20 protein-coding genes are annotated in these 22,471 nt (G+C 73.2%); 4 read left to right on the forward strand and 16 right to left on the reverse strand.

The window, feature by feature from the left end; translation table 11 throughout:
- Together ACYVKX_RS00690 and ACYVKX_RS00695 are read right to left on the reverse strand one after the other, a co-directional pair.
- Window positions 1–384, reverse strand: coding sequence for a DUF3037 domain-containing protein (locus ACYVKX_RS00690; protein WP_460828568.1), 384 nt, complete (start codon window positions 382–384; stop codon window positions 1–3).
- Entirely contained in the window at window positions 381–1,175 is a 795-nt protein-coding gene (locus ACYVKX_RS00695; RefSeq protein ID WP_460828569.1) for a HipA family kinase, read from the reverse strand. Before ACYVKX_RS00695 ends, ACYVKX_RS00690 begins: the two co-directional genes overlap by 4 nt.
- 114 nt (window positions 1,176–1,289) lie before the next feature.
- On the opposite strand from ACYVKX_RS00695, the gene ACYVKX_RS00700 reads away from it, so the two are divergent.
- Window positions 1,290–1,970, forward strand: coding sequence for a hypothetical protein (locus tag ACYVKX_RS00700; RefSeq protein ID WP_460828570.1), 681 nt, complete (start codon window positions 1,290–1,292; stop codon window positions 1,968–1,970).
- A 73-nt stretch (window positions 1,971–2,043) separates the two neighbouring features.
- Here ACYVKX_RS00700 and ACYVKX_RS00705 read toward each other — a convergent pair whose 3' ends face one another.
- From ACYVKX_RS00705 to ACYVKX_RS00735, 7 genes are all read right to left on the reverse strand, one after another.
- The gene (locus ACYVKX_RS00705) at window positions 2,044–2,763 is read right to left on the reverse strand and encodes a GNAT family N-acetyltransferase (RefSeq protein WP_460828571.1); all 720 of its coding nucleotides are present in this window, start codon (window positions 2,761–2,763) and stop codon (window positions 2,044–2,046) included.
- Window positions 2,760–3,242: a phosphoribosyltransferase gene (locus ACYVKX_RS00710; protein ID WP_460828572.1), complete on the reverse strand. Its 483-nt coding sequence runs from the start codon at window positions 3,240–3,242 to the stop codon at window positions 2,760–2,762. Before ACYVKX_RS00710 ends, ACYVKX_RS00705 begins: the two co-directional genes overlap by 4 nt.
- A 26-nt stretch (window positions 3,243–3,268) precedes the next feature.
- The gene (locus tag ACYVKX_RS00715) at window positions 3,269–3,880 is read right to left on the reverse strand and encodes a regulatory protein RecX (RefSeq protein ID WP_460828634.1); all 612 of its coding nucleotides are present in this window, start codon (window positions 3,878–3,880) and stop codon (window positions 3,269–3,271) included.
- Window positions 3,881–3,885: 5 nt separating this feature from the next.
- On the reverse strand, window positions 3,886–4,938 hold the full coding sequence (recA, locus tag ACYVKX_RS00720) for a recombinase RecA (RefSeq protein ID WP_460828573.1): 1,053 nt from the start codon (window positions 4,936–4,938) through the stop codon (window positions 3,886–3,888).
- Window positions 4,939–5,100: 162 nt separating this feature from the next.
- Window positions 5,101–5,889, reverse strand: coding sequence for an S-methyl-5'-thioadenosine phosphorylase (locus tag ACYVKX_RS00725; protein WP_460828574.1), 789 nt, complete (start codon window positions 5,887–5,889; stop codon window positions 5,101–5,103).
- Window positions 5,890–5,893: 4 nt separating this feature from the next.
- Window positions 5,894–7,162 (reverse strand): MFS transporter, encoded by a 1,269-nt coding sequence (locus ACYVKX_RS00730; protein ID WP_460828575.1) that lies wholly within the window; start codon window positions 7,160–7,162, stop codon window positions 5,894–5,896.
- Window positions 7,126–7,320, reverse strand: coding sequence for a DUF3046 domain-containing protein (locus ACYVKX_RS00735; RefSeq protein ID WP_460828576.1), 195 nt, complete (start codon window positions 7,318–7,320; stop codon window positions 7,126–7,128). Before ACYVKX_RS00735 ends, ACYVKX_RS00730 begins: the two co-directional genes overlap by 37 nt.
- 129 nt (window positions 7,321–7,449) lie before the next feature.
- Between ACYVKX_RS00735 and ACYVKX_RS00740 the strand changes: the two genes are divergently transcribed.
- Window positions 7,450–7,941 carry a GNAT family N-acetyltransferase gene (locus ACYVKX_RS00740; protein ID WP_460828577.1) on the forward strand — a complete coding sequence of 164 codons (492 nt, stop codon included), beginning with the start codon at window positions 7,450–7,452 and terminating at the stop codon, window positions 7,939–7,941.
- Between the two features lie 147 nt (window positions 7,942–8,088).
- Here ACYVKX_RS00740 and ACYVKX_RS00745 read toward each other — a convergent pair whose 3' ends face one another.
- From ACYVKX_RS00745 to ACYVKX_RS00755, 3 genes are read right to left on the reverse strand one after another with little or no spacing between them, the layout of a single operon-like run.
- Entirely contained in the window at window positions 8,089–8,895 is an 807-nt protein-coding gene (locus ACYVKX_RS00745) for an ABC transporter permease (RefSeq protein ID WP_460828578.1), read from the reverse strand.
- Entirely contained in the window at window positions 8,895–9,713 is an 819-nt protein-coding gene (locus ACYVKX_RS00750; RefSeq protein WP_460828579.1) for an ABC transporter permease, read from the reverse strand. The genes ACYVKX_RS00745 and ACYVKX_RS00750 overlap by 1 nt, the downstream gene beginning before the upstream one ends.
- A complete protein-coding gene (locus ACYVKX_RS00755; RefSeq protein ID WP_460828580.1) occupies window positions 9,713–10,693 on the reverse strand; it encodes an ABC transporter ATP-binding protein in 981 nt (326 codons plus the stop codon). The genes ACYVKX_RS00750 and ACYVKX_RS00755 overlap by 1 nt, the downstream gene beginning before the upstream one ends.
- A 362-nt stretch (window positions 10,694–11,055) precedes the next feature.
- Between ACYVKX_RS00755 and ACYVKX_RS00760 the strand changes: the two genes are divergently transcribed.
- Both ACYVKX_RS00760 and ACYVKX_RS00765 read left to right on the forward strand, forming a co-directional pair.
- Window positions 11,056–15,615, forward strand: a complete 4,560-nt coding sequence (locus tag ACYVKX_RS00760; protein ID WP_460828581.1) for an ATP-dependent helicase — start codon at window positions 11,056–11,058, stop codon at window positions 15,613–15,615.
- Window positions 15,608–16,363, forward strand: coding sequence for a DNA-formamidopyrimidine glycosylase family protein (locus ACYVKX_RS00765; RefSeq protein WP_460828582.1), 756 nt, complete (start codon window positions 15,608–15,610; stop codon window positions 16,361–16,363). Before ACYVKX_RS00760 ends, ACYVKX_RS00765 begins: the two co-directional genes overlap by 8 nt.
- A gap of 162 nt (window positions 16,364–16,525) precedes the next feature.
- On the opposite strand, the gene ACYVKX_RS00770 is transcribed toward ACYVKX_RS00765, so the two are convergent.
- Genes ACYVKX_RS00770 through ACYVKX_RS00785 form a run of 4 tightly spaced genes read right to left on the reverse strand, consistent with a single transcriptional unit; the run spans window position 16,526 to window position 22,465 of the window.
- Entirely contained in the window at window positions 16,526–16,828 is a 303-nt protein-coding gene (locus ACYVKX_RS00770) for a helix-turn-helix domain-containing protein (RefSeq protein WP_460828583.1), read from the reverse strand.
- Window positions 16,829–16,862: 34 nt separating this feature from the next.
- The gene (locus ACYVKX_RS00775; protein WP_460828584.1) at window positions 16,863–17,351 is read right to left on the reverse strand and encodes a CinA family protein; all 489 of its coding nucleotides are present in this window, start codon (window positions 17,349–17,351) and stop codon (window positions 16,863–16,865) included.
- Window positions 17,352–17,361: 10 nt separating this feature from the next.
- Window positions 17,362–20,145 carry an ExeM/NucH family extracellular endonuclease gene (locus ACYVKX_RS00780; protein ID WP_460828586.1) on the reverse strand — a complete coding sequence of 928 codons (2,784 nt, stop codon included), beginning with the start codon at window positions 20,143–20,145 and terminating at the stop codon, window positions 17,362–17,364.
- Between the two features lie 43 nt (window positions 20,146–20,188).
- The gene (locus ACYVKX_RS00785) at window positions 20,189–22,465 is read right to left on the reverse strand and encodes a bifunctional metallophosphatase/5'-nucleotidase (RefSeq protein WP_460828587.1); all 2,277 of its coding nucleotides are present in this window, start codon (window positions 22,463–22,465) and stop codon (window positions 20,189–20,191) included.
- Window positions 22,466–22,471 lie beyond the last annotated feature (6 nt).

Genomic DNA, 22,471 nt, shown 5'->3' on the forward strand with positions numbered 1-22,471 from the left:
TCAGCCGACGAGCTTCTCCATCAGGCGCTCGAGCTGGCGGGCCGGGTCGTGGGTGACGCCGCCGTGCACCGGGCCGGGCTGGAGGACGGTACTGCGCGGCGCCCCGAGGAACCCGAACCGCTGGCCGGTCGGCCTCCCCGACGCCGCACCCCCGCGCTCGTCGCCGGCGCAGACGCCCTCGACGAAGCTCAGCGCCTCGCAGACCTGGTCGACGTCGAGCCGCGGGTCGAGGGCGCGCAGCCGGTCGCGGTCGACGTGCCAGGCGACGCCGAGGAAGTCGGTCGCCTGGCAGTAGAGCACCACGCCGACGTTGACGAACTCCTCGCGGTCCACGCGGGGCACGCAGCGGAGCACGACGTACTGGTAGGCGAGCCTGCTGCTCATCGCACCGCCACCCCCGCCCCACCGGTCGGCAGCCACCGCCGGGTGCCGAGCCGCGCGGTCAGGAAGCCGACATAGGCGGCCCGGACGGCGTCCGGCGTCTCCGCACCGGGCACCGGATCGAGCCAGACGTCCGGCACCTGCGCGAGGACCTCGGCGAAGACCTCCGCGGACAGGGTCGCGCCGATCTCCTCGTCCGCGGCCGGCAGCTGCCGCGCCTTGGTCGCGAAGACGTGGTCCTCGATGCTCCACGGCTGGCGGGCGAACCGGTCCGGATCGGTCACCCCGCCCGCCCAGGCGTGGTGGAAGTACAACGCCGCGCCGTGGTCGATCACCCACAGCTCGCCGTGCCAGGAGAGCAGGTTCGGGTTGCGCCAGGACCGGTCGACGTTCGCGGTGAAGGCGTCGAGCCACAGCACCTTCGCGGCGACGCCCTCGCCCGTGGGGCCCCGTTCGACCGGCTCGGCGCCGTCGAAGCCGAACGCGCCGGGGAGGAAGTCGACGCCGAGGTTGAGGCCCGGGCTGGCGTTGAGCAGGTCCTGGACCTCCTCGTCGGCCTCGTAGCGGGCGATCTCGGGGTCGAGGTCGAGCGCCACCAGCGCCGGGGTGCGCAGCCCGATCCGCCGGGCCAGCTCGCCGACGATCACCTCGGCGACGAGCACCCGCACGCCCTGGCCGGCGCCGCGGAACTTGCAGACGTAGGTGCCGAGGTCGTCGCCCTCGACGATGCCGGGCAGGCTGCCGCCCTCGCGCAGCGGCGTGACGTAGCGGGTCACGGCCACGGTCGGGATCACGGAGACACCCTAATGACCCGGCGCATGGCCGGGTTTGTCGACTGTCCCTGTCGGGTAGTCGCCCGATGGGCGCTCGGGGCCCACCTCACTCGGACCAAGAAGACAGGACCTGTCATGCGCCTACGTCGCATCCTCGCCGCCGCCGTCGTCACCTCGCTCGCCGCGCCGGCTGCCCTCCTCACCTCCTCCCCCGCTGCCGCCGCCACCGCGACCCGCATCGTGGGCGGCAGTGACGGCAAGGGCTGGCTCTACGCCAGCTCCTACCGCTCACAACCCGGCGTCCCGGCCTACGGCGACACCCTCTCGCTGTCGATCAACGTCGTCACCGACGCCGGCCAGCAGGTCTACGACGGCACCCTCACCGTGCAGCGCAAGGTGCCGGGAAGCGACTGGAAGACGATCGGGAGTGAGTCCTCGGCGTACCTCTACAAGAGCATCAAGGCCGTCGGCAACGCCAGCTACCGCGTGCTCTACAGCGGCACCGCCGACTACGCCCCGGCGACGGCGGGCGTCACGAGCAAGGTCCAGCGCAAGCTCGACCTCCAGGGCATCAGCGGCAAGCGGGCCGGGGTCAAGGGCAAGGTCAGCCCGAAGCTCAAGGGCAAGGTCGTCATCTTGAAGAAGCAGGGCAAGAAGTGGAAGCGCTTCAAGGCGGTCCGCACGAACAAGAAGAGCCGCTTCGTCGTGTACCTGCCCGCGCCGCGCAAGGGCAAGTACTTCTGGCGGATCCAGATCGCGTCCAGCAAGGCGTTCGCGACCACGAACAGCCGGACGTACTACACGCGCAAGTACTGACGTCGACCCCCACTGGCCGGGCTGCTCGGAGTCCTCCCCGGGCGGCCCGGCCCGTTTCACTGCCGCGTCGGCGTCAGCCCAGCACCCGTCGTACGTCGAGGGTGCAGCCGACCACGGTCCGCACGCTGCCGTCCTCCTGCGGCTCGTCGAACCACAGGCCCTCGGCGAACCCGGCCTTCGCGAGCATCCGCAGCGACGCCGCGTTGCGGTGGTCGGGCGCCGCGAAGAACGCCGTCGCGTCCGGGAACCGGCGCCGCGCGCGGGCCATCCAGGCCCACACCACCCGGACCCCGAACCCGCGTCCGCTCCACTCCTCCGCGAGGGCGTAGTCGACGCCGACCGCGTCCGGGTCGGGCCCGAGCACGGCGTACTCGGGGTAGTCGCCGACGCGGTAGTCCTGCACGAACCCGACCGAGCGCCCGTTGACCTCCGCGACCCACATCCGGGTCGGCGTCATCCCGTCGATGCTCGGGCCGTACTGCCCCTCGACCCGCTCCGTCGTCGGCTCGCCGTCCGAGGCCCACCACCGATGCAGGTGGTCGGTCTGCCGCCACCGCGTCACGTCGGGGAGGTCGCCGCGGGTCATCGCGCGCACGGTCACCCGGTTGTCGTGGTCGACGAGGAACCGCTTCGGCTCGGCGGAGAGGTCCACCGGCACCGGCTCGACGTGCAGGCTCGCGACCGTGCGGCGCGCGGCCGCCGCCCACGACTCACCCTCGTGCACGACCCCGGCGAGCTCCCGGCCGCGGTCGTGGACCACCAGGTGCAGCCGGCTCGTCCGGGGGGCGTTCATCGACAGGCCCGGTCCACCAACGGCGGCTCGGCGGACCAGGGGAAGTCGATCCAGCGGTCGGTACGCCGCCAGACGTACTCCGGCCGGACCACGGTCCACGGCTTCTCGTAGATGACCGCCACCCGCGCCTCCGCGACGTGGTCGGCGCAGAAGTCCCGGACGATCTCCAGCGTCTTGCCGGTGTCGGCGACGTCGTCGGCGATGAGGACCCTCAGCCCGGCCAGGTCCACCGCCGCCGGGGTCGGCGGCAGCATGATCGGCACGTCGAGCCGCTCGTCGACCCCGGTGTAGAACTCGACGTTCACCGCCGACAGGTTCTTCACGTCCAGCGCGTAGCCCAGGCCCATGCCCAGCCCGAGCCCGCCGCGGGCGATCGAGAGCACCAGGTCGGGCTCGTAGCCGCTGTCGACCACCTGCCGGGCGAGGTCGCGCACCGCCGTACCGAACAGCTCGTAGGTCAGGGTCTCGCGCTCGGCCACGGGAGCATTCTGGCGGGTCGGACGGGTCAGTCGTCCAGCGATCGACGCCCAGCGACCTCCAACTCCTCCCTCACGACCGCGAAGGACAGCCCCGAGCCGTACCCCTTGCGGGCCAGCATGCCGACCAGCCGGCGGGTGGCGGTGGCGTCGTCGACCCGGCTCAGCGAGCGCAGCCTCTTGCGGACCAGAGCACGGGCGGCCTCCTCCTCGTCGGCCGGGTCGATCTCGTCGAGCGCTTCGCGGGCGACCTCGTCGTCGACGCCCTTGCGGCGCAGCTCCTGGGCCAGCGCCCGCCGCGCCAGGCCCCGGCCGCCCCCGGCCGGCTGGCGGGAGGCGATCCAGGAGCGGGCGAACGCCTCGTCGTCGACCAGCCCGACCTCCTCGAACCGGTCGAGGAGGCGGGTGGCGACGTCGGCGGGCACGTTCTTCTTCGCGAGCCGGTCGCTCAGCTCCCGGCGGCTGCGGGCCTGCCCGGTGAGCTGGTCGAGCAGGATCCTGCGCGCCACGGACTCGGGGTCGGCCTCGGGCACCTGGGTGGCGGCGTCCTCGGGCGGCGCCGGCGCGGACCTCCGGGTCCAGGCGTCGACGCCGGTCGAGACGTCCCCCAGCCATTCGGGGGCAGGCCGGTTCTCGTGCATCACGTTCAGAAGTCGTCGACGCCGATCGGCTCGGCCGGGAGCTCGGTCACGTCGTGGTCGACGGTCGGGCCGACGCCGAGCTTCTCGAGGATCTTCTTCTCGAGCTCGTTGGCGAGGTCGGGGTTGTCCTTGAGGAACTTCCGCGAGTTCTCCTTGCCCTGGCCGAGCTGGTCGCCCTCGTAGGTGTACCAGGCGCCGGCCTTGCGGACGATGCCGGCCTCGACGCCGACGTCGATCAGGCCGCCCTCGCGGCTGATGCCCTTGCCGTACATGATGTCGAACTCGGCCTGCTTGAACGGCGGGGCGACCTTGTTCTTCACGACCTTGACCCGGGTCCGGTTGCCGACCATGTCGGTGCCGTCCTTGAGCGTCTCGATGCGGCGCACGTCGAGGCGCACCGAGGAGTAGAACTTCAGCGCCCGGCCGCCGGTGGTGGTCTCCGGCGAGCCGAACATGACGCCGATCTTCTCGCGCAGCTGGTTGATGAAGATCGCTGTGGTCTTGGAGTTGTTGAGCGCGCCGGTCATCTTGCGCAGCGCCTGGCTCATCAGCCGGGCCTGGAGTCCGACGTGGCTGTCGCCCATCTCGCCCTCGATCTCGGCCCGGGGCACCAGCGCGGCCACCGAGTCGATGACGATCAGGTCGAGCGCGCCAGAGCGGATCAGCATGTCCGCGATCTCCAGCGCCTGCTCGCCGGAGTCGGGCTGGGAGACGAGGAGGGCGTCGGTGTCGACGCCGAGGGCCTTGGCGTACTCCGGGTCGAGCGCGTGCTCGGCGTCGATGAAGGCGACGATGCCGCCGGCGCGCTGGGCGCTGGCCACGGCGTGCAGGGCGACGGTCGTCTTGCCCGACGACTCCGGACCGTAGATCTCGACCACGCGGCCGCGCGGCAGGCCGCCGAGGCCCAGCGCGACGTCGAGCGCGATCGATCCGGTCGGGATGACCTCCAGGGGGGCGCGGGTCTCGTCGCCCAGGCGCATCACGGAGCCCTTGCCGAACTGCTTCTCGATGTTCAGCAGCGCGGCGTCGAGGGCCTTCTCGCGGTCTCCACCAGCCATGGCGTTCTTCCTTGTCTCTCGTCGGGTTCCAGGCACGTCGGCGACGCTAGGGCGAGCCACCGACAGCGCCTGGTCAGCGCGTCGACCGCTGTGGACAACCTCGCTCCACGTCGTGCCTGTGGACAGAAACTAGCCCAGGATCGAACAGATGTTCGGGAGGCGTCAGGGCGTGTCGTAGGTCAGCGCGATCCCGTCGGCCCACGTCGAGCACGAGCACCCCGAGGGATCCGGCAGCCCGGCCACCGCGGCGGTGAGCAGGCCGGTGAGCCGCTCGAGGTTCGCCCGGAACAGCGTGAAGACCTCCTCCTGGCCGACCCCGCCCCCGCTCTCCGCGCCGGCGTCCATGTCGGTGACGAGGGCGATCGCGGCGTAGCACATCCGCAGCTCCCGGGCGAGGGCCGCCTCCGGGGCGCCGGTCATGTTGATGAGCGTCCCGCCGGCGGCGGCGTACCACCGCGACTCCGCGCGCGTGGAGAACCGCGGGCCCTCGATCACGACCATCGTCGCGCCGGCCCTCACCCCTGGGTCGGCCGCGCGGACCGCCCCGGCGACGCCGGCGCAGTAGGGGTCGGCGAAGGGCAGGTGCACGGCGCCGCTCTCGACGTACGACGAGATCCGCCGGTGCGTGCGGTCGACGAGTTGGTCGGGGACGACCACGTCGCCCGGCGCGACCGCCTCGGAGAGGCCGCCGACCGCGCACGGCGCGAGCACCTGGCGCACGCCGAGGGAGCGCAGCGCCCACAGGTTCGCGCGGTAGGGGATCGCGTGCGGCGGGTACTCGTGGTGCGGCCCGTGCCGCGGCAGGAACGCCACCCGGCGGCCTGCGACCGAGCCGACGGCGATCCGGGCCGAGGGCTCGCCGTACGGCGTGTCGACGGCGTGCTCCTCGTAGTCGGCGAGGAAGGAGTAGAAGCCGGTGCCGCCGATCACGGCCACGTCCGCGTGGGTCACGTGCTCAGGGTGCCAGCCGCGTGGTCGCCCGCGCGCCGAATCCGCCCACCGCGACCAGGGCGACCAGTCCGATCGAGCCGATCGCGAGCTCGGGGTAGCCCCACGCGCCGACGACCACGCCCGCCAGGCCTCCCGCGCCGGCGGCGGTCAGGCCCATGACCAGGTCGGCGGCGCCCTGGACGTCGGTGCGGGCATCGAGCGGCGCGTGCTGGGCGATCAGCGTGGACGCCGCGACGGTCGCGAACGACCAGCCCAGGCCGAGCAGGAAGAGCCCCACGAAGATCTGCCAGCTGCTGCCCGCCGGCGCGGCGGCGCAGAGGACGAGCGCGGCGAGCAGCAGCACCGCGCCTGCGACGAGCACGGCGGGCCGGCTGGTGCGGTCGGCCAGGATGCCGACCAGCGGCGAGAACGCGAACATGCCGAGCACGTGCAGGCTGATCACCAGCCCGATCACGCGCAGCTCGGCCTGGCCGTGCTCCATCTGCAGCGGCGTCATCACCATCACCGCGACCATCGCCGCGTGCGCGCAGGCCATGCCGAGCACGGCGAAGGCCAGCACCGGCCGCTCCCGGGCCGCCGCGACCGCGCGGCTCCACGCGGTGCCGGACGGCTCGGTGACGGGTACGCCGGCGGCCTCGCGAGCCAGCAGCAGCGGGTCGGGCCGGAGCAGCCCCCAGATCACCAGCGCGGCCGCGAGCATCCCGATGCTGCCGAGCGCGAACGGCCCGGTCAGCTCGGGAATGCCGAGCGCGTCGGCGAAGGCCGCCGAGGGGCCGGTGAGGTTCGGGCCGGCGACCGCGCCGATGGTCGTCGCCCACACCACCGTGGAGAGCGCGCGGCCCTTGTGCGCGTCCTCGGCGAGGTCGGTGGCGGCGTACCGCGCCCCGTTGTTGGCCGCCGTGGTCGCGCCGAGCAGGACCGCGCCGACGAGCAGCAACGCCATCGACTCGACGACGCCCGCGACGACGGCGAGCACCGCGCCGGCGGCGCCGATCAGGTAGCCCGTGGCGAGGCCCGAGCGGCGACCGCGCCGCGACATCATCCGGGCGAGCAGGTACGCCGCGACCGCGGCGCCGAGCACCTGGAAGGTCTGCGCCAGCCCGGCCTGGCTGTCCGACCCGGAGAGGTCGCGCGCGAGCAGCGACGCGGTCGCGATGCCGATGGTGATCCCGACGGCGCCGACCGCCTGCGCGGCGACCAGCGTGCGCACCGTGCGCCGCTGGGCGGCCGCCAGCGTCAGCGCTTGCTCGGGGGCAGCTCCAGGACTCGCCATACCGCGGCCCACACCTCCTTCGGTGGTACGCCGGCGGCCAGCGCCTCGCTGGCGGTGCGGCCGCCGAGGTCGCCGATGACGAACAGCTCGGCCCAGGTGCGCGCGTAGGACTCCCCCAGCGCGTCGTCGATCCGGGCCCAGAGCTCGGTGTGTCTCATGGGTGCCATGCCTTCCTCACGGGCGCACCGCCTGCGCATCCAGCCACCGTCCCGCTCATGCCGCCCATCCTTCCAGTCCGCTCGCGCGCCGCGCGTCCGAGCCCCGCCGGCCTCCGCGAGGATGGCGGCATGTCACTCGTGCGCGCCGCCACCGAGGCCGACCTGCCCGCGATCGCCGCGATCTACGACGAGGAGGTGCGCCACGGCATCTCGACGTTCGCGACCGAGCCACCGGGCCCCGACTACTGGGAGGAGCGGCTGCACTCCACGCACCCGGGCGACCACGTGCTCGTCGCCGAGCGCGCCGGCGCCGCCGTCGGGTATGCCTACTCCGGCAGCTACCGGCCACGGGCGGCCTACGCCCGGACCCGCGAGACCTCGGTCTACCTCGCCTCCTCCGCGCGCGGGCAGGGCCTCGGCCGGGCGCTGTACGGCGAGCTGCTCGGCCGGATGCGGGGCGACGGCGTGCGGCTGGCGGTCGCCGTGATCGCCGTACCGAACCCGGGCAGTCGGGCGCTGCACCGGGCCTGCGGGTTCGCGCACGCCGGCACGCTGCACGAGGTCGGCTTCAAGTTCGGCCGGTGGATCGACACCGAGCTGTGGGAGCGGCGGCTCACGTGAGCAGCAGCGTGTCAGCCCCTCCCCCGCAGTTTCACCATGGGATGGTGTCGAGCCTGCACGTTCCACGGTGTGCACACCACGGGAAGTGCAGGCTCGCCTGGATACCGTGGTGAACCTGCGACTCGGTGCCGCAGCGCCCCCGGTCGGTCACTTCAGCAGCAGCGTGTCGAGCCGGCGGCGGACGATCAGCAGGCCGACGACGCCCATGGCGACGAGGTAGACCACCGAGACCAGCGAGCCCCACGAGAGCGCGCCGGTGGTCAGCTCGCGGCAGAGCACCACGCCGCGGTAGAGCGGCGTCGCCTCGACCACCCACCGCACGCCGATCGGGTAGGCCCCGATCGGGAAGAACGTCGCCGAGAACAGGAACATCGGGATCACCGCGAGGTTCACCCACTCGAAGTCCTGCCAGCTGCGCATCCAGGTCGTCAGCGCCATGCAGATGCCGCCGAACGCCAGGCCGATGAGGAGTGCGGCCGGTACGGCGAGCACCGCCCACCACGACGACACCAGGCCCATCGCGACCATCACGAGGAGGAAGCCCGCGGAGTAGATGCCGCCGCGCAGCAGCGACCAGCTCAGCTCGCCACGGGCGACGTCCATCGTGGTCAGCGGCGTCGCCAGCATCTGGTCGAACAGCTTGTTGTACTTGAGCTTGAAGAAGAAGTTGAACGTGCTGTCGAGCAGCGAGCCGTTCATCGCCGACGCCGCGAGCATGCCGGGAGCCACGAACTCGGCGTACGGGATGTCCTGGCCGTTGAACTCGAAGCCGGTGACCAGCTGGCCGACGCCGACGCCGATCGAGAACAGGTAGAAGACCGGCTCGAGGAAGCCGGTGAGGAAGATGTACCAGGCGCGGCGGTAGGCCAGGTAGTTGCGGTAGACCAGCAGCCCGGTGGCCTCACCCGCCGAGAGCGGCCGGGCGCGGAGCACGGTCGCGGTGACGGCGGCCATCAGAGGCTCATCCGCTTCGTGAGGCGGGCCACGGCCCAGAACCAGCCGAGCACCGCGAGTACCGCCAGGTAGCCGACGTGCACGACCGCCGTACCGGCGTCCACGGTGTCGAGGGTGAGCATCCGGGTCAGGTCGACGCCGTGCCACAGCGGGGTGGCCTTGGCGAGCGCCTGCATCCACGGGTCGAGGTTCTCGACCGGGAAGAACGCGCCGGAGAACAGGAACAGCGGGATCATCCCGAGCCGGAACACGATCGCGAACGGGCTCTCGTCCCTCAGCCCCGCCGAGAACGCGTAGATCGGGGTGGCGAACGCCAGCGCGACGAGGAACTGGACGAGGAAGGCCAGCACGGCGCCGTACGCCGTCGCGAAGACGCCGAACGGCGCCACCACCAGCGTGAACACGCCGCAGGTCAGGCCGACGCGGAAGAGCACGAACCCGAGGTGGCCGAGGATCACCTCGCGCACGCTCAGCGGCGTGGCGGTCATCCCGAAGTAGGTCTTGTGCCACTTGATCATGCTCATGACCGGGTAGGTGGTCTCGCCGAACACCGTCTGCATCGCCTGCGAGGCGAGCAGGCCGGGCGCGATGAAGACGAGGTACGACGACGCGCCCTCCAGTTGCGAGGGGTCGCCCGCGACGTAGTCGCCGAGGAGCACGCCCATCGCGAGCACGTAGAAGAGCGGGTTGACGAAGGAGGAGATCGCCGAGCCCTTCCAGGTACGGCGGTAGACGATCGCCCAGTAGTCGACCAGCCGCGCGGCGCCGGCGAGCGTGTTGGCGGGCGCGGTGCTCGCTGCTGGATCCCGGGGAGCCATCAGTCGACCAGCGTCCGGCCGGTGAGGCGGAGGAAGACGTCCTCGAGGGTGGAGCGGCGGACCAGCGTCGCGACCGGCTCGAGGCCGCGCTCGTGGACCTTGGCGACCGTCTCCTCGCCGTCCGCGGTGTAGAGCAGCAGCCGGTCGGGCAGCACCTCGACCCGGTCGGCGAGGTCCTCGACCTTGCTCGCGAGCGCCTCGTGGCTCTGCTCCTCGGGCGCCACCCCGAACCGCAGCTCGGCCACCTCGCGGGTGGAGTGCTCGGCGATCAGCGCGAGCGGCGAGCCCTCGGCGACGATCAGACCCTTGTCCATGACGACCAGCCGGTCGGCGAGCTGCTCGGCCTCGTCCATGTAGTGGGTGGTGAGCACCAGCGTCACGCCCTGCTGCTTGAGCCGGAACAGCCGGTCCCACACGACGTGCCGCGCCTGTGGGTCCAGGCCCGTGGTCGGCTCGTCGAGCAGCAGCACCTCGGGCCGGTTGATCAGGCTGCGCGCGATCGTGAGCCGCCGCTTCATGCCGCCGGAGAGGTCCTCGACCCTGGCGTCGGCCTTCTCGGTCAGCTGCACGAACTCCAGCAGTTCGTCGACCCGCTCCCGGACCGCCTTGCGCGGCAGCCCGAAGTAGCGGCCGTAGACGAACAGGTTGTCGCGCACCGAGATCTCGAGGTCGAGGGTGTCCTCCTGCGGGCACACCCCGATGCGGCTCCTGATCTCGGGGCCGTCGGTGGCCGGGTCCAGCCCGAGGATGCGCAGCGTGCCGTGGGTGACGGGCGAGACCGCCGCGACCATTCGCATCGTGCTCGACTTGCCGGCGCCGTTCGGCCCGAGGAACCCGAACGCCTCCCCGCGGCGTACGTCGACGTCGATGCCCCGCACCGCCTCGAAGCTCCCGAACGACTTGCGCAGGCCCGCGGCGAAGATCATGGAGTCGTTCACGGGGTCGATCGTGGACTCGTTTGCGGGGTCGGCATCGGTCACGTGACGGCATCCTAGGACGCCCCTCCGACAGTCGCCTCCGGTTATCGGGCGGGGTTGGGGCCGCGGTTGGTGACCAAACCACAAGGATTCGGCCGCAATCTCTGCGGTTGGTGACCAAACCGCGTAGTGAACGGCCAACGACGTTCGCCGCGCGTCCGCTGAGCGAACGACGCCTACGACCCGCCCGACAGCCCCTCGATTGGTCACGAACCGCACGTGGGAGCGCTCCAGATCTGCGGTTGGTGACCAAACCGCATCACCTACGCTGCCCATCTTCGAGTCGGGGCGAATTCACCCAACTCGACGGCGACTGAGACCCAACTCGACGAGGGGGTGTCGGTGGGGTGAGCAAGACTGGCCCGGTGAGCGCCCTAGAGAGGTTCAGCGAGCCGACCCGCACCTGGTTCGGCGCGGCGTTCGCCGAGCCCACCCCAGCGCAGGCGGGGGCGTGGGAGGCGATCGGGGCGGGGCGGCAGGCGCTGGTGGTGGCGCCGACCGGGTCGGGCAAGACGCTGAGCGCGTTCCTGTGGAGCATCGACCGGCTCGTCACCACCGAGCGTCCCGAGGACAGGCAGCGGCGCTGCCGGGTCCTCTACATCTCCCCCCTCAAGGCGCTCGGCGTCGACGTCGAGCGCAACCTGCGCGCGCCCCTGACCGGCATCCGCCACACCGCCGACCGGCTCGGCATCGACGTCCCCGAGGTCGCCGTCGGCGTCCGCTCGGGCGACACCCCGGCCGCCGACCGCCGCAGGCTCACGACCACCCCGCCGGACATCCTGATCACCACCCCCGAGTCGCTGTTCCTCATGCTGACCGGCCAGGCGCGCGAGTCGCTGCGCGGCGTGGAGACCGTGATCGTCGACGAGGTGCACGCGGTCGCCGGCACCAAGCGCGGCGCCCACCTCGCGGTCAGCCTCGAGCGCCTCGACGCGCTGCTCGACCGGCCCGCGCAGCGGATCGGCCTCTCCGCGACGGTCCGCCCGCTCGAGGAGGTGGCCCGCTTCCTCGGCGGCTCCGCGCCGGTCGAGATCGTGGCGCCGCCGAGCGCGAAGGAGTGGGACCTGCGGGTCGTCGTCCCGGTCGAGGACATGACCGCCCCCGAGGAGTACGACGACGAGGACGGCGCCGACCCCGAGCGCTCCCAGAGCCTCTGGCCGCACGTCGAGGAGCGGGTCGTCGACCTGATCGAGCAGCACCGTTCCACGATCGTCTTCGCCAACTCGCGCAGGCTGGCCGAGCGGCTCACCGCCCGGCTCAACGAGATCGCCACCAACCGCGCCGGGGTCTCGAGGGGCTCGACCACCGAGGGAGTCCCTGCCCAGATCATGGCGCAGTCCGGCCAGTCCCACGGTGCCGAGCAGGTGATCGCCAAGGCCCACCACGGCTCGGTGTCGAAGGAGCAGCGCGCGCTGATCGAGGACGACCTCAAGCGCGGCCGGCTGCCCTGCGTGGTCGCCACCAGCAGTCTCGAGCTCGGCATCGACATGGGCGCGGTCGACCTGGTCGTCCAGATCGAGTCCCCGCCCAGCGTGGCCAGTGCCCTGCAGCGGGTCGGCCGGGCGGGCCACCAGGTCGGCGAGGTCTCCCGCGGCGTGCTGCTCCCCAAGCACCGCGGCGACCTCGCCCAGACCGCCGTCGCGGTGGGCCGGATGCGCACCGGCGCGATCGAGTCGCTGCGCGTCCCGGCCAACCCCCTCGACGTACTCGCCCAGCAGGTCGTCGCCGCCACCGCCCTCGACGCCTGGACCGCCGACGACCTCTACGAGCTGGTGAAGCGCAGCGCGCCGTTCACGAACCTCCCCCGCAGCGCCTACGACGCCACGCTCGACCTGCTCAGCGGCCGCTACCCCTCCGACGAGTTCGCCGAGCTCCGCCCGCGGATCGTGTGGGACCGCGTGACCGGCACGCTCACCGGCCGGCCCGGATCCCAGCGGCTCGCGGTCACCAGCGGCGGCACCATCCCCGACCGCGGTCTCTTCGGCGTCTACCTGGTCGGCGAGACCCAGTTGAATTCTGGGGCGGGTCGCCGGGTCGGCGAGCTGGACGAGGAGATGGTCTACGAGTCCCGCGTCGGCGACGTCTTCGCGCTCGGCGCGACCAGCTGGCGGATCGAGGACATCACCCACGACCGGGTGCTCGTGACGCCGGCGCCCGGCGTCCCCGGGCGGCTGCCGTTCTGGAAGGGCGACGCCCTCGGCCGCCCCGCCGAGCTCGGCGCCGCGATCGGCGCGTTCACCCGCGAACTGGCCGCCCTCCCGAGGGCCCGCGCCGAGGAGCGCGCCCGCGCGGACGGCCTCGACGAGTACGCCGCCGGCAACCTGGTCGCCTACCTCCACGAGCAGCTCGACGCCACCAACCTGCTCCCCAGCGACCGGACGCTGGTGGTGGAGCGGTTCCGCGACGAGCTCGGCGACTGGCGGCTGGTCGTGCACTCGCCGTACGGCGTCCCGGTGCACGCGCCCTGGGCGCTGGCCGTCAATGCCCGGCTGCGCGAGCGCTACGGCGTCGACGGCCAGGCGGTCGCCTCCGACGACGGCATCGTCGTGCGCATCCCCGACACCGACGCCGAGCCGCCCGGTGGCGACGTGATCGTCTTCGAGCCCGACGAGATCGAGGCGGTCGTCACCGACGAGGTCGGCGGCTCGGCGCTGTTCGCGAGCCGGTTCCGCGAGTGCGCCGCCCGCGCGCTGCTGCTCCCCCGGCGCGACCCCGGCCGCCGCTCGCCGCTGTGGCAGCAGCGCCAGCGCTCCGCCGTACTGCTCGAGGTCGCGGCCAAGTACCCGTCGTTCCCGATCGTGCTCGAGGCCGTCCGCGAGTGCCTCCAGGACGTCTACGACCTGCCCGCGCTGGTCGCGCTGATGCGCGGCATCGACCGCCGCGAGGTGCAGGTGGCCGACGTCGCCACCCACCAGCCCTCGCCGTTCGCGCGCAGCCTGCTCTTCGGGTACGTCGCGCAGTTCATGTACGAGGGCGACTCCCCCATCGCCGAGCGGCGGGCCGCCGCGCTCTCGCTCGACCAGGGCCTGCTGGCCGAGCTGCTCGGCCGGGCCGAGCTGCGCGAACTGCTCGACCCCGACGTGCTCGCCGAGGTCGAGGCCGAGCTCCAGCGCACCGCCGCGGACCGGCGCGCCCGCGACGCCGAGGGCGTCGCCGACCTGCTGCGCCTGCTCGGGCCGCTCGGCACCGCCGAGGTCGCCGAGCGCAGCACCGCCGACCCCGCCGAGTGGCTCCAGGCACTGGCCGACCAGCGCCGGATCGTCGAGGTGCGGATGGCCGGCGCGGAGCGCTGGGCCGCGATCGAGGACGTCGGCCGGCTCCGCGACGGGCTCGGCGTCCCGGTCCCGCCCGGTACGCCGGACGCGTTCGCCGACCCGGTCGACGACCCGCTCGCGGACCTGGTGGCGCGGTTCGCGCGGACCCACGGGCCGTTCACCGTCGACGACGTCGCGGCCCGGCTCGGGCTCGGCGCGGCGGTCGTCCGGCACACCCTCCAGCGGCTCGGCGCGCAGGGCCGGGTGCTCGACGGCGAGTTCCGCCCCTCGGGCAGCGGCACCGAGTGGTGCGACGCCGAGGTGCTGCGCCGGCTGCGCCGCCGCTCGCTGGCCCGGCTGCGCCAGGAGATCGAGCCGGTCGAGCCCGACACCCTGGGCCGCTTCCTCCCCGCGTGGCAGCACGTGGTCTCGACGGGCTCGACCACCGGGACCCGCGGCATCGACGGGGTGCTCGCCGTGGTCGACCAGCTCGCCGGCTGCGCGGTCCCCGCCAGCGCGCTCGAGCCGCTGGTGCTCGCCTCCCGCGTGCGCGACTACGAGCCGGCGTACCTCGACGAGCTCACCGCATCCGGCGAGGTCCTCTGGGCCGGCCACGCGGCGCTGCCCGGGAGCGACGGGTGGGTCTCGCTGCACCTCGCCGACCAGGCGCCGCTCACGCTCCCGGAGCCGGGGCTCGACGAGCTCGACCACCGGTGGGGCGAGCTCCACCAGAAGGTCCTCGACGCGCTCGCGCCCGGCGGCGCCTTCTTCTTCCGCCAGCTCGCCGACAGCGTCGGCACCCAGGACGACAAGGCGCTCTCGGCCGCGCTCTGGGACCTGGTCTGGGCGGGTCGCGTCTCCAACGACACCCTCGCCCCGCTCCGCGCGCTCACCCGCAGCGGCACCCCCGCCCACCGCAGCCGGCGCCCGCCGCCCCGGCTCGGCCGGCGCCCAGGTGGCGGCCCGGTCCGCACCGGCCCGCCCGGGACCGCCGGCCGCTGGGCGCTGCTGCCCGCGATCGATCCCGACCCCACCCGCCGCGCGCACGCGACCGCCGAGCGGCTGCTCGACCGGCACGGCGTCGTGACCCGCGGCGCGGTGGCCAACGAGCGGGTCCCGGGCGGGTTCGCGGCGGTCTACAAGGTGCTGGCGGCGTTCGAGGAGACCGGCCGGTGCCGGCGCGGCTACTTCGTGGCCGGGCTCGGCGCCGCCCAGTTCGGCACCGCCGGTTCAGTCGACCGACTGCGCACCTACTCCGAGCCGCCGCCGGACGCCAAGCCGGCCGCGGTCGCGCTGGCCGCCACGGACCCGGCCAACCCGTACGGCGCCGCGCTGCCCTGGCCGGTCTTGACGGGCTCGACCACCGGGGGGCACCGGCCGGGCCGCAAGGCCGGCGCGGTCGTCGTACTCGTCGACGGCGTGCTGACCATGTACGTCGAGCGCGGCGGCCGCACCCTGCTCACCTGGTCCGACGACCCCGACCGGCTCGGCCCAGCCACCGCCGCGCTGGCCGAGGCCGCGCGCCGCGGCACGCTCGGCCGGATGACCGTCGAGAGAGCCGACGGCGAGCAGCTGCTCGGGTCGGGTTCGACCCCGCTGCGCGAAGCGCTGCAGGCCGCCGGCTTCGTGGCGACGCCGAAGGGGCTGCGGCTGAGGGCCACGGATGCCTGAGGGCGACGCGGTACGCCGCACCGCCCGGCGTCTCGCCCGAACCCTGGACGGCCGGGTGCTGACCCGCAGCGACCTCCGCGTGCCGCGGCACGCCACCGCCGACCTGGCCGGCGGCACCGTCGTCGAGACCGTGTCGCGGGGCAAGCACCTGCTCACCCGGGTCGACACCGACGGCGGGCAGCTCACGCTGCACACCCACCTGAGGATGGAGGGGTCGTGGCGGGTCTTCGAGGCCGGGAGGCGCTGGAACCCTGCCTCCCACGAGATCCGCGTGGTGCTCGAGACCGCCGGGCCGGTCGCGGTCGGCTACCTGCTCGGCATCGTCGAGCTGGTCCCGCGTGAGCAGGAGGACGACGTGGTCGGCCACCTCGGGCCCGACCTGCTCGGCCCCGGCTGGGACGAGGACGAGGCGCTCCGGCGTCTCCGGCAGCACCCGGACGCGCCCATCTTCGAGGCGCTGCGCGACCAGACCCTGCTCGCGGGCGTCGGCACGATCTACGCGGCGGAGGCGCTGTTCGTGATGGGCGTCCCGCCGGCCACGCCGGTGGGCGAGGTGCCCGACCTGCCGCGGATGGTGCGCCGGGTCCGCCAGATGCTCGACCAGGAGTGGTCGCGGTCGAACAGGATGTGGGTTTACCGGCAGCGGCTCTGCCGGCGGTGCGGTGCCCAGGTCGTCGTAACGGCGTTCGGCCGCCCCGGCCAAGAGCGCTCGGCGTACTGGTGCCCCAGCTGTCAGCCGGTCCGGTAGCGGCTGCGCGTTCGCTCATCGGACTGCGGTTTGGTCACCAACCGCATGATGGGAGCGCTCCCGGTTGCGGTTTGGTCACCAACCGCGGACATGCGACCCCCAGAACCGACCGAACCCGTCCGACCAGCGGACGCGAGTTGCATCGGCCGATGAGACAGCCGGTCAGGCGGCCGAGGTGACGACCGGACCGGTCGGCGCGGCGACCGGGATGCGGCTCAGGCCGGCGGCGGCCTCCTCGAGGGCGACCGCGTCGGAGACGTCGCGCAGCACCTCCGACAGCGGGGCATCGAGCGCCGCGCAGAGCGAGGCGAGCAGCTCGGAGGACGCCTCCTTCTGGCCCCGCTCGATCTCGGAGATGTAGCCCAGGCTGACCCGGGCCTCGGCGGAGACCTCGCGCAGGGTCATCCCGCGCTGCATCCGCAGCTCGCGCAGCACGTCGCCCAGCAGGCGGCGGAACAGCACCATGCGCCTCTCCCTTCCGGCGTCGGTCTCCCCAACGCTACCCGAGGGACGTTTCTTCCCGGCGGAGGACGGCCTCGAACGCCACCAGCGCCTCGCGCACGCTCCGCTCCTGGACCTGCTGCCGCCCGCCGGCGAGCTCCAGCGCGACCGCCTCGAGCAGGCCCGGCCCAGCGATCCCGACGAACACGGTGCCGGGCGGCCGGTCCTCCTGCCCGGTCGGCCCGGCGACGCCCGTCGTCGCGAGGCCGTACGTCGCCCCGGTCAGTGCCCGCACACCCGTGGCCATCGCCCTCGCGCACTCGGGCGACACCACGCCGTGCTCCTCGATGACCCGCTCCTCGACGTCCAGCAGCGACGCCTTGAGCTCGGTCGCGTAGGCGACCACGCCGCCGACGTAGGTCTCCGAGGCCCCCGGCGTGTCGGTCAGGGCGACCGCGAGCCGGCCGCCGGTCAGGGACTCGGCGGTGGCCACGGTCGCCCCGGCCGACCGGAGCAGCAGGTGCACGCGCGGGAGCAGGTCCGTCACGCGCGCAACGTTAGAACAGCCTGACCACCCGCACCTGCACGGTGTCGCTGGACGGCGCGACGGTGTCGCTGCCGGCGTACGCGACCGTGACGTCGTAGCTGCCGGGCCTGGCGAAGGTGCCCAGGCTGAGCAGGCCGTAGCCGCGGACCAGGCGCACCTCTCTCGACCGCCCGTCCCAGGTGACCGTGGCGGTCCCGCTGGGCCTCGTCCCGTCGGCGGCCGAGACCCGGACCACCAGCACGACCGGCAGCAGCCGCGCGATCGTCGTCGGCGGCAGCGCGGTCGCGGTCACCTCCGAGGCCACCTTCGCGTCCGGCAGGTCCAGGCCGACCACGCCAGGGTTGTGGTCGGAGGCCCGGAACTGGTTCGGCTCGTAGAAGCCGGTCGCGTTGTAGTTGTCGCGGCTGTACTCGAAGGCCACCGACTCCCCGGCGTTGATCTGCCACACGTCGACGCCGGTCACCATCGCGCGGGCGGCGTCGTTGGCGAGGATGTGGTCGAGCGAGCCGGACAGGCCGCCGAAGAGGTACGTCGGCTCGCCGGGGTCGCTCGTCGACTCCAGCTTGGTGTACCCCTGCCCGTAGAGGACCTGCATCGGGTCCTCCTGGCTGTAGGAGTTGAAGTCGCCGGCGAGGAAGATCCGGTCGGTGCCGCGGGACGCGGCGAACTCCTCCGCGAAGGGCCACAGCGCCTGCGCCTGCGCGACCCGGTCGGCGTTGGCGTTGCCCTGGCCGTCGGGGTCGGGCGTGCCGGAGCCCTTGGACTTGAAGTGGTTCACGACCACCGCGAACGCCTCGGAGTCCGGCAGGCCGGCCCCCTTGAACGCCTGCGCCAGCGGCTCGCGGGCGTTGCCGAACGCCGGGCTGCCGGTGAGCACGACCGACCCGCCGACCGGCTCCACTTCGGCCGGCCGGTAGATAAAGGCCGTCCGGATCACGTCCTGCTCGGCCACCGGCGGCAGGTCCGCGGGGTCGGGCGAGGGCACGAACGCCCAGGTGCCGGCGCCCGCGTCGGCGTTGAGCGCGTCGACCAGCTCGGCCAGGGCGTCGTCGCGGTTGGGCTCGCCGAGCGCGACCGAGTTCTCGATCTCCTCCAGCGACACGATGCCGGCGCCGAGCCTGTTGATCGCGGTCACGATCTTGGCCTGCTGACGCTGGAGGTCCTCGTCCTCGGCCGCCCCGCGCGGGCCGCCGCTGCCGCAGTCGTCCACGGTGACGGGGTCGTCGTCGCGGTCGACGTAGTAGCTGCAGGCGCCGGGGTTGACGGCGTCGTAGTCGGCGCCGGTGGTGTTGAAGTAGTTCAGCACGTTGAACGTCGCGAGCCGGATGTCGCCGCCGACGTCGGCCGGTGCGGCGTTCTGCGGGCGGGTGTTCTCGAACGTCGCGACCTCGGCGCCGTCGCCGGTCACCTGGCTGGTGGGCTGGAACTTCCACAGGTCGTTGCGGTAGTCGAGCACCACCGGGCCGGTGAAGTCGACGGCCGCGCCGACCCGGATCGGGTTCGCCGGGGAGAGCCAGGGCAGCGGGATGTCCTGGTTGGCGCCGCCCCCGAACGGCAGGAAGTTGATGCTGGCACCGTCGTCGAGCACCACGCCGCGGTCGGCGTTGTCGGCCTTGACGGCGGCGATGGCCGCCGCGTCCTGGGCGTCGGCGACCTCGGTGGGCTGGACGAGCAGCCGGTCGCCGGCGGCCAGGCCGATCTGGGCGTACTGGTTGATGGAGTAGGTGTCGGCCACGGTGAAGTCGCCGGCGGGCGCGAACAGCTCGCCCTCGTGGGCCTCCCGCTCGGCCGCCGGCGGCACGCTGGTCGTCTCCGGCTGCACCGGCGCGAGCGGGGTCGCGAGCGGCTCGACCCGGTCGAGCGCGATCTCGGTGAGGCCCTGGTACTCGGTGACCTTGCCGGTCACCCGCACCGAGTCGCCGATCGCGACCCGGCCCGCGCCTCCACCGCCGTACACGAACACGGCGTCGGACGCGCCGGGCGTCGGGTCGCTCCCACCGGTGCCGCCGGTCTGGAGGTAGAAGCCGTCGAAGCCGCCCGAGGGATACGTCGCCGTGACGACGCCCTCGGTGATCACCGGGTCGCCGGCCAGCGGCGAGGCGTCGCCGGTGCCCTGGACCTCCGCGATCGAGACCTCGACCGGCTCGGGGTCGGGGTCCTCGGGCGTGGACGCGCCGGACTCCGGCGTGGGCGCGCCGGTGGCGAAGTCGGCCGAGTTGTCGTCGGTGTCCGCGCCGGTCCGGCTCGAGGAGGTGGCGTTGCCGGTGCCCGCGGCCTTGGCCGTCTCGAAGGTGTTGCTGTTGACGCCGACCAGGTCGACGATCCCGTCGCGTACGGCGGTGCCGTCGGCCGTCGGGGTCAGCGCGGTCGTCCCGGTGGCCAGCCACACGGTGAAGGCGGTGCCGCTCATCGAGATGCTGCCGGTCGCGTCGGGCGTGGGCAGCGGCGTGGTGCCGCCCGCGCCCTTCGCCTCCTGGACCAGGTAGCGGGCGCCGGGTGCCACTGTGCCGGTCAGCGGGGTGACCCCCGTCGCGGCGGCCGTGCCGCCGGAGCTGCGGTACTGCACCGACATGCCGTCGACGCTGATCGGCGCCGACGTGGGGTTGTAGAGCTCGATGAAGTCGTGGGTGTAGGTGGCGCCGGAGTTGCCGCCACCGCCGTACACCTCGCTGATGACCAGGCCGGGGCTGACCGCCGTGGCGGGCGAGCCGAGCACCGCGATGCCGGAGACCGCCGTGGCGAGGCCGGCGGCGAGCGCCAGTGCCCGCCGCGACGCCCGAGACGTCGTGGACATGGATGAGTCCTTCCGAGAATGTCGTTGTGGGGGGTGCCGCGTACTACTTCTTCTTCTCGACCGTGATGGTGACGCTGGCCCGGGACGGCTGGGTGGAGTCGTTGCCGAGGTACCTGATCCGCACCTGCTTCCTCCCGGCCGCCCGGAACGCCGGCAGCCTGACCGTCGCCTTGCCGCCGGTGAGCCGGCGGGTCCAGGTCCGGCCCGCCGTGCGGATCTCGACCCTGCCCGTCGCGCCCTGCCCGCCGGACCGCACCGACACGTGGATCGTCGGCTTGGTCCGCCTGGCCACGACTCTCTTGGGCGTGGCCTTCGCGGAGATGGACGACGCGTTCTGCTCGAACGTCACCGGGATGAACACCAGGGTGCCGGTGTCGGCGCCACGGACCGTGACGTCTCGCCGGCCGATCGGCAGCCGGGCCGGCAGCCGCACGCTCACCGAGGCGGTGCCGGCCTCGTCGCCGGTCGCGCCCGGCGCCACCGTGTTGTCGACCGGGAAGCTGCCGAGCTCCCGGTCGCCGACCGACACGACGACCTCGCCGTCCTGCGCGTCGCCCGCGCCGGTCATCGCGAGCGAGGACAGGTCGAAGGCGAGCGTGTCTCCGGCGCCGTACGCCGCCGGAGCGCCCGCGGGCCAGGCGACGCCGACCGCCCGCTGGCCGGCGTCGACGCTCAGCGGCTGGGCGGAGGCGAACTCCTTCAGGTAGTCGACCATCGCCTGGAGGTCGACCTGGCCGGTGTCGCGCTGGACGCCCTCGGTGAACGTGGGGAAGTCGTCGCCGCCGCCTGCGAGGAAGGAGTTGACCGCGACGGTGTAGGTCCGGTCGCCGGCGAGCGGCGTGCCGTCGAGGTACATCGCGGTGACCTCGCGAGCCACCGGGTCGTAGGTGTAGCCGAAGCCGGCGGAGGACCCGAGCCGCAGGAACGGGCGCGACGCGCTCGCGGGCTGCCACTGCTCCTCGAGCACCTGCTCGATCTGCGCGCCGGTCAGCTCGATGTTGACCAGGGTGTTCGCGAAGGGCTGGACGTCCGCGGCCTGCCGGTAGGTCACCGGGGCCGGGTAGCCGCCCTCGGCCATGCCCACCAGGTCGGCGCGGAGGCCACCGGGGTTCATGAAGCCGATCTGTGCGCCGGCGGCCCAGCGCTGGGCCTCGGCGACCAGGTTGCCCAGCGTCGACTCACCGCCGCGGTTCTCCTCCGATCCGGTGCCGTCCGCCGTCGGGCGGGCGGCACGCTCGAACGCGCCGGCGATCGTGCCGAGCTCGACCGAGCCGGGCTCCTCGGCGTCCTCCTGGGCCTGCTCGACGATCGCCTGTACCTCGGGGTCGGGGGCGAACGAGCCGGCGTTGACGTCGACGTTCTCGTTGGTCGACGCGACGACGGACCCGGTGTCGGGGTCGACGCTGAGGGTGAGCCGGTTGAGGAAGGCGCCGTACTGGCCGGCCGAGACCACCGGTCGCTGCGTGACCGGGCGGTCGGCCCACGACGGGACCGGGAACGAGCAGTCGTAGTTCAGGTGGCTGTGGCCGGAGACGATCGCGTCGACGTCGCCGCTCACGCCGGTGACGATCGGCCCGAAGTCGGTCTTCGGGTCGGCCATGGTCGAGCAGTCGGTGCTCGGGGCGCCCTCGTGGGTCAGCAGGACCACCACGTCGGCGCCGTTGGCCCTGAGCTCGGCGGCCTCCTCGTTGGCCGCCGCGACGATGTCGGTGACCGTGAGGCCCGCGATGCCGTCCGGCGAGACCAGGCTCGGCAGGTTCTCGGTCACGGCGCCGACGAAGCCGACGGTGACGCCGCCGACGTCGGTCGTCCAGGACGGGGCGATCGCGTCGGCGCCGCCCGGCTCCTCGACGTTGGCCGCGATGTACTCCCACTCGGCGCCGCCGCGCGGGTTGGTCGTGGCGTCGTAGGGCGCCATCACCCGGTCGACGAGGTCGGCGTACCCCTGGTCGAACTCGTGGTTGCCGACCGAGGAGACGTCGAGGCCCATCTCGTTGAGGACGTCGATGGTGGGCTTGTCCTCCTGGATGAAGGACTCGAAGGTCGTCCCTCCGATCAGGTCGCCGGCGGCGGCGAAGATCGTGTTCGGGTTCTCCGCGCGGAACTGCTCGACGGCCCCGGCGTACTTGGCGGCGCCGGGGATGTCCCGGCCGGAGAGCAGCCGGCCGTGGAAGTCGTTGGTCGCGACGATCTGGACGTCGACCGGGTCGGCGGCGTGTGCGGGTGGGCTGATCAGGGTGGCGGACGACGCGACGAGCGCGAGTCCCGAGATGGCGACAAGGGTGCGGGCACCCCTGCGGGCCCGAGATGTGGGGGGCACGGTGCA

The organism is Nocardioides hungaricus (assembly GCF_054782915.1).

What these genes read in the sequence shown, in the direction of transcription:
- ACYVKX_RS00690 (WP_460828568.1), bottom strand. Translation starts at nt 384, where the DNA reads ATGAGCAGCAGGCTCGCCTACCAGTACGTCGTGCTCCGCTGCGTGCCC.
- ACYVKX_RS00700 (WP_460828570.1), top strand. Translation starts at nt 1,290, where the DNA reads ATGCGCCTACGTCGCATCCTCGCCGCCGCCGTCGTCACCTCGCTCGCC.
- ACYVKX_RS00705 (WP_460828571.1), bottom strand. Translation starts at nt 2,763, where the DNA reads ATGAACGCCCCCCGGACGAGCCGGCTGCACCTGGTGGTCCACGACCGC.
- ACYVKX_RS00715 (WP_460828634.1), bottom strand. Translation starts at nt 3,880, where the DNA reads ATGCACGAGAACCGGCCTGCCCCCGAATGGCTGGGGGACGTCTCGACC.
- recA (WP_460828573.1), bottom strand. Translation starts at nt 4,938, where the DNA reads ATGGCTGGTGGAGACCGCGAGAAGGCCCTCGACGCCGCGCTGCTGAAC.
- ACYVKX_RS00730 (WP_460828575.1), bottom strand. Translation starts at nt 7,162, where the DNA reads ATGGCGAGTCCTGGAGCTGCCCCCGAGCAAGCGCTGACGCTGGCGGCC.
- ACYVKX_RS00735 (WP_460828576.1), bottom strand. Translation starts at nt 7,320, where the DNA reads ATGAGACACACCGAGCTCTGGGCCCGGATCGACGACGCGCTGGGGGAG.
- ACYVKX_RS00740 (WP_460828577.1), top strand. Translation starts at nt 7,450, where the DNA reads ATGTCACTCGTGCGCGCCGCCACCGAGGCCGACCTGCCCGCGATCGCC.
- ACYVKX_RS00745 (WP_460828578.1), bottom strand. Translation starts at nt 8,895, where the DNA reads ATGGCCGCCGTCACCGCGACCGTGCTCCGCGCCCGGCCGCTCTCGGCG.
- ACYVKX_RS00750 (WP_460828579.1), bottom strand. Translation starts at nt 9,713, where the DNA reads ATGGCTCCCCGGGATCCAGCAGCGAGCACCGCGCCCGCCAACACGCTC.
- ACYVKX_RS00765 (WP_460828582.1), top strand. Translation starts at nt 15,608, where the DNA reads ATGCCTGAGGGCGACGCGGTACGCCGCACCGCCCGGCGTCTCGCCCGA.
- ACYVKX_RS00770 (WP_460828583.1), bottom strand. Translation starts at nt 16,828, where the DNA reads ATGGTGCTGTTCCGCCGCCTGCTGGGCGACGTGCTGCGCGAGCTGCGG.
- ACYVKX_RS00780 (WP_460828586.1), bottom strand. Translation starts at nt 20,145, where the DNA reads ATGTCCACGACGTCTCGGGCGTCGCGGCGGGCACTGGCGCTCGCCGCC.